15 protein-coding genes are annotated in these 13,804 nt (G+C 32.9%); 11 read left to right on the plus strand and 4 right to left on the minus strand.

Annotation, left to right across the window (positions count from 1 at the left end; genetic code table 11):
• Window positions 1–119: 119 nt before the first annotated feature.
• Both EV144_RS04365 and EV144_RS04370 read right to left on the minus strand, forming a co-directional pair.
• Entirely contained in the window at window positions 120–563 is a 444-nt protein-coding gene (locus tag EV144_RS04365) for a hypothetical protein (protein ID WP_134146467.1), read from the minus strand.
• Window positions 564–875: 312 nt separating this feature from the next.
• Window positions 876–2,234 carry a DEAD/DEAH box helicase gene (locus tag EV144_RS04370; protein WP_134146469.1) on the minus strand — a complete coding sequence of 453 codons (1,359 nt, stop codon included), beginning with the start codon at window positions 2,232–2,234 and terminating at the stop codon, window positions 876–878.
• A gap of 236 nt (window positions 2,235–2,470) precedes the next feature.
• Between EV144_RS04370 and EV144_RS04375 the strand changes: the two genes are divergently transcribed.
• Entirely contained in the window at window positions 2,471–4,198 is a 1,728-nt protein-coding gene (locus EV144_RS04375; RefSeq protein WP_134146471.1) for a M14 family metallopeptidase, read from the plus strand.
• Window positions 4,199–4,441: 243 nt separating this feature from the next.
• On the opposite strand, the gene EV144_RS04380 is transcribed toward EV144_RS04375, so the two are convergent.
• Window positions 4,442–5,050, minus strand: coding sequence for an NUDIX hydrolase (locus tag EV144_RS04380; protein WP_134146473.1), 609 nt, complete (start codon window positions 5,048–5,050; stop codon window positions 4,442–4,444).
• Window positions 5,051–5,057: 7 nt separating this feature from the next.
• Between EV144_RS04380 and pyrE the strand changes: the two genes are divergently transcribed.
• The 3 genes from pyrE to EV144_RS04395 all read left to right on the plus strand — a co-directional run bounded on the left by pyrE (window position 5,058) and on the right by EV144_RS04395 (window position 7,291).
• Window positions 5,058–5,702 carry an orotate phosphoribosyltransferase gene (gene pyrE, locus EV144_RS04385; protein ID WP_134146475.1) on the plus strand — a complete coding sequence of 215 codons (645 nt, stop codon included), beginning with the start codon at window positions 5,058–5,060 and terminating at the stop codon, window positions 5,700–5,702.
• Window positions 5,703–5,835: 133 nt separating this feature from the next.
• Window positions 5,836–6,228 carry an SRPBCC family protein gene (locus EV144_RS04390; RefSeq protein ID WP_134146477.1) on the plus strand — a complete coding sequence of 131 codons (393 nt, stop codon included), beginning with the start codon at window positions 5,836–5,838 and terminating at the stop codon, window positions 6,226–6,228.
• Between the two features lie 370 nt (window positions 6,229–6,598).
• Complete coding sequence (locus tag EV144_RS04395) at window positions 6,599–7,291, plus strand: hypothetical protein (protein WP_134146479.1); 693 nt, start codon at window positions 6,599–6,601, stop codon at window positions 7,289–7,291.
• 21 nt (window positions 7,292–7,312) lie between these two features.
• On the opposite strand, the gene EV144_RS04400 is transcribed toward EV144_RS04395, so the two are convergent.
• Entirely contained in the window at window positions 7,313–8,041 is a 729-nt protein-coding gene (locus EV144_RS04400; RefSeq protein ID WP_134146481.1) for a biotin--[acetyl-CoA-carboxylase] ligase, read from the minus strand.
• 93 nt (window positions 8,042–8,134) lie between these two features.
• Here EV144_RS04400 and rsfS point away from each other — a divergent pair, with 93 nt between their 5' ends.
• The 7 genes from rsfS (at window position 8,135) to EV144_RS04435 (ending at window position 13,757) form a co-directional block, all read left to right on the plus strand.
• A complete protein-coding gene (gene rsfS, locus EV144_RS04405; protein ID WP_007809313.1) occupies window positions 8,135–8,506 on the plus strand; it encodes a ribosome silencing factor in 372 nt (123 codons plus the stop codon).
• Between the two features lie 15 nt (window positions 8,507–8,521).
• Window positions 8,522–10,447, plus strand: a complete 1,926-nt coding sequence (gene ftsH, locus EV144_RS04410) for an ATP-dependent zinc metalloprotease FtsH (protein WP_134146483.1) — start codon at window positions 8,522–8,524, stop codon at window positions 10,445–10,447.
• A 114-nt stretch (window positions 10,448–10,561) separates the two neighbouring features.
• Window positions 10,562–11,170: a lactate utilization protein B/C gene (locus EV144_RS04415; protein WP_134146485.1), complete on the plus strand. Its 609-nt coding sequence runs from the start codon at window positions 10,562–10,564 to the stop codon at window positions 11,168–11,170.
• A 1-nt stretch (window position 11,171) separates the two neighbouring features.
• Window positions 11,172–12,062: a phosphatidate cytidylyltransferase gene (locus EV144_RS04420; protein ID WP_134146487.1), complete on the plus strand. Its 891-nt coding sequence runs from the start codon at window positions 11,172–11,174 to the stop codon at window positions 12,060–12,062.
• On the plus strand, window positions 12,052–12,705 hold the full coding sequence (locus tag EV144_RS04425) for a phosphatidylserine decarboxylase family protein (RefSeq protein ID WP_134146489.1): 654 nt from the start codon (window positions 12,052–12,054) through the stop codon (window positions 12,703–12,705). Before EV144_RS04420 ends, EV144_RS04425 begins: the two co-directional genes overlap by 11 nt.
• Window positions 12,706–12,966, plus strand: a complete 261-nt coding sequence (locus EV144_RS04430) for an acyl-CoA-binding protein (protein ID WP_134146491.1) — start codon at window positions 12,706–12,708, stop codon at window positions 12,964–12,966.
• A gap of 8 nt (window positions 12,967–12,974) precedes the next feature.
• Window positions 12,975–13,757, plus strand: coding sequence for a superoxide dismutase (locus EV144_RS04435; RefSeq protein WP_134146493.1), 783 nt, complete (start codon window positions 12,975–12,977; stop codon window positions 13,755–13,757).
• Window positions 13,758–13,804 lie beyond the last annotated feature (47 nt).

Consider the following 13,804-nt stretch of genomic DNA (forward strand, 5'->3'; position numbering starts at 1 on the left):
TGAACCTTTGGACCTTAAATAAAAAAAGCTGTTCGATTAGAACAGCTTTTTTTTATGATTAGAGATAATGTTAGAAAAACTTTGTCTCTTTGTTGCTTTGAGGCTTTGACCCCAACAAATTATTTTTGGAATAATTTATTGATTTGATCTTTTACGAATGGCTCAGAAACATTATTTGTTGCTGCGTCTCTTTCTTTACCAGAAACCATAAATTGTACAGTTGCTTTGTCTGGAACTACGTTTCCAGTGTAGTGCAACCAAATGTAGTTGTTAGGTAACTCTAATTTGATGTCGTACAAAGGCGTTGCTGAAAAACCATTTACAATAATGCTGTATAAAGAGTTGTAAGCATTGTCTAAGTTTTTAAATGAAAATTTTCTTAAAGTCGACTCATCATCACTTTGAACGATGGTGTAATACACAGTGTATTCGTCTCCAATTTTCTGAATATAATTGTTATTTACTTTTCCTAATTTCTCAACAGGAACCGTTTCAAGAACCTTAACTTGTGCAAAAGAAACAAAACTAAAAAACAATGCGGTAAGAGTAATAATCTTTTTCATATGGTATTTGGGGTTTACTATTTTACGATCACAAAAAAACATAGAAATAATGAAAAAACACCCATCAAATCATTATTTTTTTAACACAAAATTGTAAATTTTATTGACAATAGATTAAATTACTGAAAATCAATAAATTATAATTTTAAATTTAACATTATAATTCACATTAGATGTATTTTAAAGCATGCATCCTGAGCGTAGTCAAAGGGTACGAACTGTAAATATATCACAAACGTCCTTCGACTACGCTCAGGATGACAAACTATAAATCTATACTATCAAAAAAATCTAAAATCTTAAATCTTAAATTTAGTACTTATCTTTCTCTTCTTCTTTCTTAACAACATTGCGGGCAACTTCAATCTTAAACTTTTTGCCCTTCATTTTTTCATCTTTAATATTTTTCAGTAAATCTTTTACTTTATTAAATTTTACCGCTGCAAAAGAGACAAAATCTTTAACTTCGATTAAACCAAGATCTTCTTTTTCTAATTTTCCTTTTTGAGAAAAGAAACCAACAATATCAAATTTATTCAATTTTGTTTTCTTTCCGCCACTAATATAAATGGTCTGATATTGAGGTGGTTTTGGCAATGAAGTTATATTATCTACATTTAAAACATCCATTTCGTAATCAACGTAATCCAATTTCTTTTCACTTTCGTGAATGATTAAATACGCCGTTCCAGATGCCTGCATACGCGCCGTACGTCCGTTACGATGAGTAAATTCGTCTTCTTTTAATGGTAAATGATAATGAATAACGTGTTTCATTTCCGGAATATCCAATCCACGTGCAGCCAAATCGGTAGTAATAAGATAACTCACACTTCCATTTCTAAACTGAATCAAAGCACGTTCACGCTCGTCCTGATCCATTCCACCGTGATAATACACAGAGTAAATTCCTTTTTCGTTTAGTGTATCGCTAATACGTTCTGCAGCATCACGGTGATTACAAAATATAATTGCCGATTCTGATTTTAAAGAACAAATCAAATTAAACAAACTTGTCAATTTATCTTTCGCAGGAGAAACTACCATTTTCATTGTAAGATTGGTCTTTTCTTCTTCCTCTGGAATAAAATCTAAAACTGTCGGATTTATGACTCTGGTATATTTTGGAATTTCAATATCTGAAGTCGCCGAAACCAAAACTCTTTTATTCAGTTTTGATAATTTTCCAATGATAAAAGACATTTGCTCATGAAAACCCAATTGCAAAGATTTGTCAAATTCATCCAGAATTAAAGTCTGAATTTTATCCAGTCTAAAAGTTCCTCTTTCGATATGATCGGCAATTCTACCCGGCGTTCCAATTAAAACCGCTGGCGGATTGCTTAAATTTTTAATTTCAGTATCTATAGAATGGCCTCCGTAACAGATATTTACTTTATAATCAGTTCCCATTTTTTTCCAAACCTGTTCAATCTGCAAACCTAATTCGCGTGATGGAACCAAAATTAAACATTGAACCGAAAGAATTTCTGGCTGCAACAATTCTAAAATTGGCAATAAAAAGGCTAATGTTTTCCCAGATCCTGTCGGAGAAAGTAATAAAACATTATTGTCGTTAAGAATCGCATCTTTAGCAGCTTCCTGCATTTCGTTTAAGCTCTCAATGCCTAAATTCGAAAGTATATTGTTGGAATGGTGTTTTTTATTCATTTTGCAAAAGTAGACAAAAAAGTTTTCTTTGTTTCTTTGTTTCTCCCGAAGCTTCGGGATCACGTTGAAATACTGGTTTATTTCAACGCAAAAGTTTGAAAAGCTTTATAAATATTTTGTTTCACGCAGATTTAAAAAGATTTAAGCAGATAAATAATTTATCAAATCTGCTCTAATCTGCAAGATCTGCGTGAAACAAAAAAACTATATTTGAATTCTGTTTTAAATATCTATTCATGAAACATTTTACTTTTCTTTTTTTACTTTTCTCGCTTACTACTTTCGCTCAAAACAACAAAAAATACGATACTTTTTTTGAGAAAGGAAACGGAAATCAAGCGGCAGATTATCAGGAAACCATAAATTATTATACCCTTTTAGCAAAGGATTTCCCGACGATTCAAATGGTAGAAATGGGCTTAACAGATTCTGGATATCCGCTGCACATGATTACTTTTAATCCAGAGAAAGAATTCGACTTTAATAAAATTCAGAAAAATAAAGCCGTTTTATTCGTCAATAACGGAATCCACGCGGGCGAACCTGATGGAATTGACGCTACAATGCAATTGTTTAGAGATTTGGCTTTAGGAAAAATTAAAGCGCCAAAAAATACCGTAATTGTTACGATTCCGGTTTATAATATTGGTGGCGCATTAAATCGAAACTCTACAACAAGGGCCAATCAGGACGGGCCGGAAGTTTATGGTTTTCGCGGAAATGCCAGAAATTATGATTTGAATCGAGATTTAATGAAATCAGATACTCAAAATACAAAAAGTTTTGTTGAGATCTTTCAGAAAATAAATGCCGATGTTTTTATTGATAATCACGTAAGTAACGGTTCTGATTATCAATATAAACTGACTTACATCATGACGCAGCACAATAAACTGGGAACTGTTTTGGGTGATTTTATGAATACCGAAATGATGCCGGCTTTAGTAAAAGATCTTCAAAATAAAAAAATAGAAACTACGCCTTATGTAGATTCTTTTAAAGATACACCAGACAAAGGTTTTGGGCAATTTGTTGATAGTCCGCGATACACTACGGGATATACTTCGCTTTTTAATACGATTGGTTTTGTAGTCGAAACGCACATGTTGAAAAAATATGCCGAACGTGTAAAAGTAACCTACGAATACATGAAATCGACAATTGATTTTATGGATGCTAATTATCAAAAAATTAAAGAGCTGAGAATTAAAAACCTTGAACAATATCAGCCGAAGAAAAAATACACTTTGCAATGGGAAATGGACAGTACTAAAACTACAAAATTCTCCTTTTTAGGTTACGAAGCAGGGTATAAAAAAAGCGAAGCCACAACCGGAAATCGTTTGTATTACGACAGAAGCAAACCGTATAAAAAAGACGTTCCGTATATAAAAGAATTCAAATCGGTTAAAGAAGTTGTCATTCCTACGGCTTATATAATTCCGCGTGGTTATTGGAATATTATAGAGCTTTTGAAGAATAACGGAATTACGTATTCTCAGCTTAAAAACGATACCATTGTTGAGGTTGAAAGTTACAAAATTGCCGATTTTAAAACGGCTTCTTCAGCTTACGAAGGTCATTATATTCATAGAAACACAACTATAACTTCTAAAATAGTTAAAACCGCTTTTGCGAAAGGTCATTACATCGTTTCAACAAACCAAAAAGGTGTAAAATATCTCCTTGAAGCTTTTGAACCAGAAGGCGTTGATTCGTTTTTTAACTGGAATTTCTTTGATGCAATTTTACAGCAAAAAGAACATTTTTCTGATTATGTTTTTGAAGATACGGCAGCAAAAATTTTAAAAGAAAATCCAACTTTAAAAGCAGAATTAGATTCTAAAAGACAAAGTGATGCCGTTTTTGCAAAAGATCCTGAAGCGCAGTTAGAATGGATTTACAAGCATTCTGTTTATTATGAAAAGGCACATTTGCAGTATCCTGTTTATAGGGTTTTGTAGTTTTTTTTTAACCGAAAGGTTTTTGGATTTTTGATTTGTAGATTGAAAGCTGTTGTACGAAGAGTAATAAATTTAATTTGCTTTATGGATTTCCATAATATATATTTATCAATTGCTAGCGCGAGCGTCCCGCTCGTGCCCGCCATCTAAATCAATAAAGATTCGCTAAATAATTGGAACGGGCACGAGCGGGACGCTCGCGCTAGCAGATGGAATTTGGAATTTAAAAATTGGAATTTATTACTATTCTTGATTCTTAACATTTTCTTCTTCAAACAACAACTTAATATTCTCATAAGAATTTTTAAGTGCCTCTTTGATTTGCTCCGGATTTAGCCATTCAACTTTTTCGATTCCTTCTTCCGCTTGTCCGTGTGTAATCCCTTCAAAATCAGACTGCATTTCGAACCAATGTGTGATTTTAAGTTTATATTTTCCGTTGCGTTTAAAAACGTGGTAGGTTTTTTCTAGTTTATTGGTAATCCTTAGTTGTCCAACACCTGTTTCCTCCTCGACTTCACGCATGGCGGTGTCTTCAATCTCTTCACCTTTTTCAATTCCGCCTTTTGGAAGATCCCATTTTCCGTTTCTGAAAATAAATAAAACTTCTCCTTTTTTGTTGTAAACCAATCCCCCGCCTGCTTTACTGACAGGAATTTTGGCCTTTAGGGTTTTCATTATTTCTTTTTCATCTGGATGATATAGATAGGCTTTTTGAATTTTATTTTGAAATATTTTTACTATAAGTTGCTCTATATCAATACTCTCCAATAGGAACAACTGAAAATTAGTCTCTTTCGAGATTTCATTTGTCAAAAAAAGTGGTTTGTCGTTTACAAAAACTTTATACATTTGTAGTATGATTTTTAACAAAGATACTGCCGAAAAAACAGCCGAATTGCTTTTGCAAATAAATGCAATTAAATTGAATCCAGAAAATCCTTTTACATGGGCTTCTGGCTGGAAATCTCCTATTTATTGCGATAATAGGTTAATTCTTTCATTTCCATCGATCAGAAATTATGTTCGTGATGAGTTTGCAAAGAATATTGAGAAACAATTTGGGAAACCAGATGTCATTGCCGGTGTAGCTACTGGCGCTATTGGAATTGGTATTCTTGTGGCTGAAAGCCTTGGACTTCCTTTTGTATATGTGCGTCCTGAAGCTAAAAAACACGGAAGACAAAACCAAGTTGAAGGTTTTTTACAAAAAGGACAAAACGTGGTTGTGGTTGAAGATTTAATTAGTACAGGAAACAGCAGTTTATTGGCTGTGGAGGCTTTACGTAACGAAGGTGCCAATATTAAAGGAATGGCTGCGATTTTTACGTATGGTTTTAATGTTGCTGAAGAGAACTTTAAAAACGCTAATATCGATTTGTACACGCTGAGTAATTATGAAAATTTACTAAACTTAGCAGTCGAAAAACAATATATTACAGAAGATCAGCAATCTGCTTTGCAGGAATGGAACGAGATTCCATCTACTTGGGGACAAGAGTAAATGATTTTAGATTTTAGAATGTAGATTTTAGATTTTGAAATGAGATTAAGATTGAAAATTGATTTTCATTTGGAATTTGGAATTTAAAATTTTGGAATTTAATTAAGAGGTTAAATATAAAAAACAAAAATATATGAACTTAGAAAGTCCAAAAGTTACCGTTCAGAAATCAGCTCAGGATTTATTTGATTTGTTGTCTGATGTAAAGAATTTTGAAAAATTAATGCCGGATAATATCGCTAAATTTGAAGTGATCGGCGATGATGCTTTTATTTTTGGATTGAAGGGTATGCCGGAAATCAAATTGAAAATGAAAGAAAAAGTAGCGCCAAACAAAATTGTTTTGGGTGCAGCAAGTGATAAACTTCCGTTTACATTGGTTTCTAATATTGACAGTGTTTCTGATTCTGAAAGTGCTGTTCAGTTGGTTTTTGATGGCGAATTTAACGCTATGATGGCTATGATGATTAAAGGGCCTATTAGTAAATTTATTGAAACTTTAGCTGCTAATATGACTAAGCTTTAATATTTATTAGCTCACATAAAATTATAAGTCCGATTTTACGATCGGACTTTTTTTTGTCCTTAAGACGCTAGGTTACAAAGTTTTTTTTGCTCGCAGATTTGGCAGATTGTGGGGATTTATTTCTCGCAAAGCCCAAAAGTTTTGTTTCACGCAGATTCTGCAGATGATTGTCTAAAAGTTAAATCTGCCTTAATCTGCAGAATCTGCGTGAAACAAAACTTTGCGTCTTTGCGACTTTGCGAGATTAAAAAAATTCAACATAACTCAAAATAAACATTTCATCCTGAAAAAACCACAGTTCAGAAACATAAATTATTTTACGTTAGACTGATCCCCGAAGTTTGTCCCATAAACCAAAACAAATATCAAAATGGAACCAGCTATTAAGATTTTAATTTACATTCACGCATTTTTTGGAGGACTTGGATTAATTACAGGAATTGGAAGTATTGTCGTTAAAAAGGGCGGTAAACTTCATAAACGAATGGGAAAATTATTTTCTATCGGAATGATAATGAGTTCACTTATTTCTTTGCCAATTTGCTGGATGCCAAAACATCAGAATGTATTTTTATTTCTTATTGGTTTATTTACCATTTATCTGGTTATTTCTGGAAACAGAGCACTCACTTTTAAAACCAAACCTAAAGCGGATATACTAGATAAAATTATTTCCGGAAGTATGCTTTTCTTTTCTGCAATAATGATTTCGATTGGATTATACTGTCAGTTTAATAACATCGCAAACGGAATCTTATTTACTTTCTTCGGCGGATTTGGACTTTATATGACGGTTAAAGATTTTATATTTTTCAAAAACTTTTCTGAAACCAATAGAAACTGGGTTTCTAAACATATAGGAAAAATGATTGGCGCTTTAATCGCTTCTATAACAGCTTACATTGTTGCCGGTCTAGGAATTGGAAATCTAATTGCGTGGATTACTCCATCAATTCTAGGAACTATTTATATCCTATATTGGAACAGAAAAATTACGCCTAAGGGACAAAGTAACAAAGAAACAAAGCTACAAAGTTCATCAGCTCAACCTATGAACCTCTGAACCTTTGCCCCTATGCCCCTCCTAATAAAGCATCTGAATCTCCTTAATATCAAATTCTGAAATTGAATCGTCTTCTAGCAAAACTTGTAATTTTCCTATTGCAGAAACACCCTGAATTATGCCCATGAAATTTTGATTTGCTGTATTTTTAAATGGCATCGGAATTCCTTTTCTAAACAAATTATTAAAATAATTTTTCGAAAAATCCTCAGAATCATTTTTCCATAAATCAATATTCTGCTGGATTTTTTCGATAATTAAGGCTGGCAGTATTTCTTTATCAAAATCATGTCCTGAAATTACTGCCAAAGAAGACGCGTTTGGTAATTCGTCGAAATTAGTTTGATTGACATTAAGACCTAATCCAACTACTGACACGATTCTGCCATCACTTTTGATGGTATTTTCGATAAGTATGCCACCAATCTTTTTAGTGTATGACATGATGTCATTTGGCCATTTTATACTTAATTCAGGAATATCAAAAGTTTTCAACACCTCAATTACAGACATTGCTACTATTATGCTAAGGTTAAATACCTGTTCGTTATCAAACAGAAAATCCTTTACCAACGCACTCATAATTAAGTTTTTACCCGACTCAGACTGCCACTTTGCTCCCATTTGTCCTTTCCCTTTTGTCTGATTTTCAGCCGTTACCACCGTAAAATTCTCTAGTTCATCCTGGCTGAATAATGATTTTAGGAAATCATTTGTAGAATCTATGGCATCGAGTTTGATTAGTTTCATTTAAGTAATTTAAATAACTTAATTTAATATTTTGTTAAGGTTCAAAAATAATGACAAATTTTGGTAACTTTACAAATTCATATAAAATAATTCATGGCGAAAAAGACTATTAATAATGATGTTCTGTTGGCGAACATAATAAAAGGGATTGAGGAAGTAAAAGGAAATGACATCGATATTCTTGACTTAAGAGAGATTGATACTGCTGTATGCGACTATTTTGTTATTTGCAACGGTAGCTCAAATACCCAGGTTAATGCCATTGTAAACTCAATACAAAAAACAGTATCAAAAGACCTTAAAGATAAACCTTGGCACGTAGAGGGAACCGATAATGCAGAATGGGTTCTTATGGATTATGTGCATATCGTGGTACATGTTTTCCAGAAACACATTCGTGAATACTATAATATCGAGAGCCTTTGGGGTGACGCCAAAATAACTACAATCGAAAACAAATACTAAAGAAAATTTTTCCTAATGGCTAAAGATAATAATCCAAATCCGAGTAAATTTAAAATAAGTCCTTGGTTAATATACACCGCAATACTTTTAGTTTTTTTATTTATAAGTTTTGCCACAGGAGGATCTAACTTAAGCGAACCAGCTCAATTAACTTCTTCTAAATTCAATACTTTATTAGAAAAAGGACAAATTGAAAAAGTTATTGTTTACAATAAAGCTGAAGCTGAGGTATATTTAACACAAGCTGCGCTAAAAGATGCAGCAAATAAAAAAGTAGCTAAAGATATTTTTGAAAGACCAAACAAAGGTCCTCACTATACTTTGGAAATTGGTAACGACCAGATTTTTCAAACTAAATTAGAAAAAGCAGTTGGCGAAGGCAAACTGAAAGATTTTAACTTTTTACAGAAAAACAACTGGAGCGATATCCTAATCAGCTTACTTCCTATCATCATCATTATTGGTGTATGGATTTTCATTATGCGTAAAATGTCTGGCGGCGCTGGCGGCGGCGGCGGACAAATTTTTAACATCGGAAAATCTAAAGCTAAATTGTTTGATGAAAAAACTGACATTAAAACTACCTTTAAAGATGTTGCTGGTTTAGAAGGTGCAAAAGAAGAAATACAAGAAATTGTAGAATTCCTTAAAAACCCTGAAAAATATACTAATCTTGGAGGTAAAATACCTAAAGGTGCTTTACTTGTAGGTCCTCCGGGAACGGGTAAAACATTATTAGCAAAAGCTGTTGCCGGCGAAGCTCAAGTTCCTTTCTTCTCTTTATCAGGTTCTGATTTCGTAGAAATGTTTGTAGGTGTTGGTGCTTCTCGTGTACGTGATTTGTTTAAACAAGCTAAAGAAAAATCTCCTGCTATTATCTTCATTGATGAAATTGATGCTGTTGGTAGAGCGAGAGGAAAAAGTAATATGTCTGGCGGAAACGACGAGAGAGAAAATACTTTGAACCAATTATTGACAGAAATGGACGGTTTTGGTACAAACTCTAACGTAATTGTTTTGGCTGCAACAAACAGAGCTGATGTTTTAGATAAAGCTTTAATGCGTGCAGGACGTTTTGACAGACAAATTTTTGTTGACTTACCAGACATTCGTGAAAGAGCTGAAATTTTTGCTGTGCATTTAGCACCAATCAAAAAAGTAGAAGGATTAGATCTTGATTTCTTAGCCAAACAAACTCCAGGTTTCTCTGGTGCTGACATTGCCAATGTTTGTAACGAAGCCGCATTAATTGCTGCGCGTAACAATAAAACGGCTGTAGACAGACAAGATTTCCTTGATGCAGTTGATAGAATTATTGGTGGTCTGGAAAAGAAAAACAAAATCATTACTCCAGAAGAGAAAAGAGCAATTGCAATACACGAAGCTGGTCACGCAACTGTAAGCTGGATGTTAGAGCATGCTGCACCACTTATTAAAGTAACTATTGTTCCTCGCGGACAAAGTTTAGGAGCTGCTTGGTATCTTCCAGAAGAAAGACAAATCGTAAGAACAGATCAAATGTTAGACGAAATGTGTGCTACAATGGGCGGAAGAGCTGCTGAAAAAGTAACTTTTGACAGAATTTCGACTGGTGCATTGAGCGATTTAGAAAAAGTAACACGTCAGGCTCGTGCTATGGTTACGATTTACGGTTTGAATGATAAAATCGGAAACGTTACTTATTACGATTCAAGCGGACAAAGCGATTATAACTTCTCTAAACCATATTCTGATGAAACTGCAAAAGTTATTGATGCTGAGATTTCAGAATTAATTGAAGGACAATACCAAAGAGCTATTCAGATCCTTGAAGAGAACAAAGACAAACTAAATCAGCTTGCTGATATTTTGATAGAAAAAGAAGTTATTTTTAAAGATGACTTAGAAACAATTTTCGGAAAACGTACTTTTGATAAAAACTTAGAAGAATACGTTTCGTAAATTATTCAACAAATATGTAATATTTTTTAAAATCTTAATTCAAAACACCCTTTTGAATTAAGATTTTTTTATCTTTGAACGTTTTCAATTAACATGTAAAGTATTTCATATAAAATGAATTTTTTCAAAAAAATATTTGGCTCTAGCGATGCCGCTTCTGACGAAGAAAACGAAAGTGAATATGGAGGAGGAAATCCAGCTCCGGATGGTCATTTATCTATAGACGAAAGATTCATTTTTAATTTTAAGAAAAATGGCGGTAAATTTTTGTATTGTGAGAACAAACAAGAAGTTGCTGAACAATTTGAAAACATTCTGGAAGAAAACGACTGGTTCGAAAATGAAGTTTTGTGTTACGAACCTGGTTTATTCAGTTTATTAGAGGAAAATAAATTACTTTACATTTCTCCTAGAAATCCTAAATTTTTACTTGCTTCTTGCGAAAATCTTATTGCAGACGAAGGTTCTATTTTATTTTCGTCTAAACAAATTAGACAAGACAAGCCAAACGAGTTACCTGCAAGTATTGTCATAATAGCCACAACAAGTCAAATACTTGCAATGAAAAGTGATGGTTTAAGCGCCATTAAACGTAAATACGAAAGAGACTACCCTACTAATATCACCACAATAAAATATTTCGAAAAAGCAAAAGAAGAAGACTTTACTCAATACGGAAGTGTTGCAAAAAACCTTTATTTGTTGCTTTTAGAAGATCTTTAAGATGAACGAAACACTTAAGAGAGCCATTTCTGGTGCTGTTTATATCGCTTTACTTTTAACTTCAATCTTGTTTTCTACCGAAAGCTTTATTATTCTTTTTGGCGTTTTTCTAATTATCACAATCTACGAATTTTCTAATTTAGTAAGTTTGAATAAAATCTTTTCGATTTTGTTTGGTACATTATTATATTCTATTATTGTTTTAATTAGTCATTACAACAAACAAACTTCTGCTTATCTAAATACTACTTTTAAATCTGATATTACTTTAGAAACCAATATTCAGCAGTTAGACCTTATACTTCTTGCCGTTACGGTCGTAATATCAATTAAATGTATTTTATTCTTATTTTATGACTCCGTTCAAAAAATAAGCATTTCCTCTAAATATTTATATTTATTGGGATACATTACGCTTCCTTTTATTTTTATTGTGAAGATTTCTTTTGGAACTAATGATTATAACCCAAAGATCATTATTGGTTTATTTGTACTTATCTGGACCAATGACACTTTTGCATATCTTGTTGGGAAATCAATGGGAAAACACAAGTTATTTGAACGTGTTTCTCCTAAGAAAACTGTAGAAGGCTTTTTGGGCGGTGCTGTTTTTGCTGCTTTTGCGGGCTTTTTAATATCAAAACTTTATATTCAGCCTAATCCTGATTTTAGCAGCAGGTCTATTTTAATATGGACAATTATTGCTGTTATTGTAAGCGTTTTTGGAACGATCGGCGATTTGATCGAATCAAAATTTAAAAGAATTGCTGGCGTAAAAGACAGCGGTTCTATAATGCCAGGACACGGAGGTATACTAGATCGCCTAGATAGTGTTATATTTGTAGCACCAATAATATTTTTATTTTATCAAATTTTATACTATGTTTCATAAAGAGGGAGGCCCGTCCATTTTATTAGGTACTACGTTTGCAGTAGCTGTATTATTAATTGCTGATAGATTTATTGATATCGCTTGGCTAAGAATGCTTGTGCAAATTGCCGGCGTTGTAATTTTGATTATCATTTTGCAATTTTTTAGAAATCCTAAAAGAATTGCAGTTAGAGACAGTAATCATATTCTTGCTCCAGTTGATGGAAAAGTTGTGGTTATTGAAGAAGTTTACGAAGGTGAATATTTTAAAGATAAACGTTTACAAGTTTCTATTTTTATGTCGCCAATCAACGTACACGTTACGCGTTACGCTATGGATGGTATTATTAAATTTAGCAAATACCACCCGGGTAAATTTTTAGTTGCATGGCATCCAAAAGCTAGTGAAGAAAACGAAAGAACTACTGTTGTAATCGAAAACGATACATTCGGACAGATATTATACAGACAAATTGCTGGTGCTTTGGCCCGCAGAATTGTAAATTATGCTGAAGAAGGTATGCAGGTTATCCAGGGAACTGATGCTGGTTTTATTAAATTTGGTTCTAGAGTAGATTTATTTTTACCATTAGGTACGCCTATTAATGTTGAATTGAACCAAAAAGCAATTGGCGGAAAAACTATAATTGCGACAAAAGCTTAAATGACCGAAAAAGACTTAGATACTCGTTTTTCTGAGGCTGTTGAAATTGCTTTGAAAATGACACAAGCCTCGCTGCCACAAGATGTGCAGCTAAGACTTTATGCCTATTACAAACAAGCAACTTTTGGAAGCGCTATATATCAATCAGACAATTTTGATCTTCGAAATGCATTTAAAACAAATGCATGGATGCAGATCAGCCATATTTCTATTGAGGAAGCAAAAGAGAAATATATCGAAATCATTAATTCACTAAAATAACTATCATTATGAAGAAAAGCATTGTTTTATTCAGTATTTCGGCTTCATTTTTATTCTTATTTTCTTGTCATGATAAAGACAAGCTGACTGAAGTTGTAGAAGTTCCACTGCCTACTAAAGAAGAAAAGATTACGATTGGATCTCCAAATGATGTAAAAGCAAGCCCTGGTTCTTTTGAACTTACGAAGCTTCCTTTTGCTTACGACGGATTAGCTCCCGGAATTAGATCTTTGACTCTAGAAACGCATTATTCTAAACATTATTTATCGTACACAAACAATTTGAATAAAGAAATTGTTTCTACAGAATATGAGAATATGTCTATTGAAGATATTCTTAAAAAGCTAGATTTAAATAATGCAAAACTGCGTCAGAATGCGGGAGGATATTACAATCATACGCTTTATTTTAATATTTTAACTCCAAAAGAGCAAACACCAAAAGATACTTTGGCAGGTTCTATAAATAAAGAGTTTGGTTCTTTTAATAATCTTACCAATCAATTTAAAGGTCAGGCCGAAAAGCAATTTGGTTCTGGATGGGTTTGGCTGGTTGTTGACAGATACGGAAAATTGCAAGTCACTACTACAGAAAACCAAGACAATCCTTTAATGAAAAATGCTTTGATTCCCGGAACTCCTATTTTAGGAATTGATTTATGGGAACATGCTTATTATCTGGATTATCAGAATAAAAAAGGAAGTTATATTGATGCTTTTTATCAACTTATAAATTGGGAAAAAGTCAACGAAAATTATATTGAGGCTTTGAAGAAAGTCAAGAAAGTATAAAACATAAAAAAAAGCTGATACAAATGTATCAGCTTTTTTTTATTGCT

The organism is Flavobacterium sp. 270, assembly GCF_004368785.1.
GTDB lineage: Bacteria > Bacteroidota > Bacteroidia > Flavobacteriales > Flavobacteriaceae > Flavobacterium.

Excerpts from the sequence above, each read along its gene's own strand:
- EV144_RS04365 (WP_134146467.1), bottom strand. The coding sequence starts at position 563 with ATGAAAAAGATTATTACTCTTACCGCATTGTTTTTTAGTTTTGTTTCT.
- EV144_RS04375 (WP_134146471.1), top strand. The coding sequence starts at position 2,471 with ATGAAACATTTTACTTTTCTTTTTTTACTTTTCTCGCTTACTACTTTC.
- EV144_RS04380 (WP_134146473.1), bottom strand. The coding sequence starts at position 5,050 with ATGTATAAAGTTTTTGTAAACGACAAACCACTTTTTTTGACAAATGAA.
- EV144_RS04415 (WP_134146485.1), top strand. The coding sequence starts at position 10,562 with ATGAATTTTTTCAAAAAAATATTTGGCTCTAGCGATGCCGCTTCTGAC.
- pyrE (WP_134146475.1), top strand. The coding sequence starts at position 5,058 with ATGATTTTTAACAAAGATACTGCCGAAAAAACAGCCGAATTGCTTTTG.
- EV144_RS04425 (WP_134146489.1), top strand. The coding sequence starts at position 12,052 with ATGTTTCATAAAGAGGGAGGCCCGTCCATTTTATTAGGTACTACGTTT.
- EV144_RS04420 (WP_134146487.1), top strand. The coding sequence starts at position 11,172 with ATGAACGAAACACTTAAGAGAGCCATTTCTGGTGCTGTTTATATCGCT.
- EV144_RS04390 (WP_134146477.1), top strand. The coding sequence starts at position 5,836 with ATGAACTTAGAAAGTCCAAAAGTTACCGTTCAGAAATCAGCTCAGGAT.
- EV144_RS04395 (WP_134146479.1), top strand. The coding sequence starts at position 6,599 with ATGGAACCAGCTATTAAGATTTTAATTTACATTCACGCATTTTTTGGA.
- EV144_RS04435 (WP_134146493.1), top strand. The coding sequence starts at position 12,975 with ATGAAGAAAAGCATTGTTTTATTCAGTATTTCGGCTTCATTTTTATTC.
- EV144_RS04430 (WP_134146491.1), top strand. The coding sequence starts at position 12,706 with ATGACCGAAAAAGACTTAGATACTCGTTTTTCTGAGGCTGTTGAAATT.
- ftsH (WP_134146483.1), top strand. The coding sequence starts at position 8,522 with ATGGCTAAAGATAATAATCCAAATCCGAGTAAATTTAAAATAAGTCCT.
- EV144_RS04400 (WP_134146481.1), bottom strand. The coding sequence starts at position 8,041 with ATGAAACTAATCAAACTCGATGCCATAGATTCTACAAATGATTTCCTA.
- rsfS (WP_007809313.1), top strand. The coding sequence starts at position 8,135 with ATGGCGAAAAAGACTATTAATAATGATGTTCTGTTGGCGAACATAATA.
- EV144_RS04370 (WP_134146469.1), bottom strand. The coding sequence starts at position 2,234 with ATGAATAAAAAACACCATTCCAACAATATACTTTCGAATTTAGGCATT.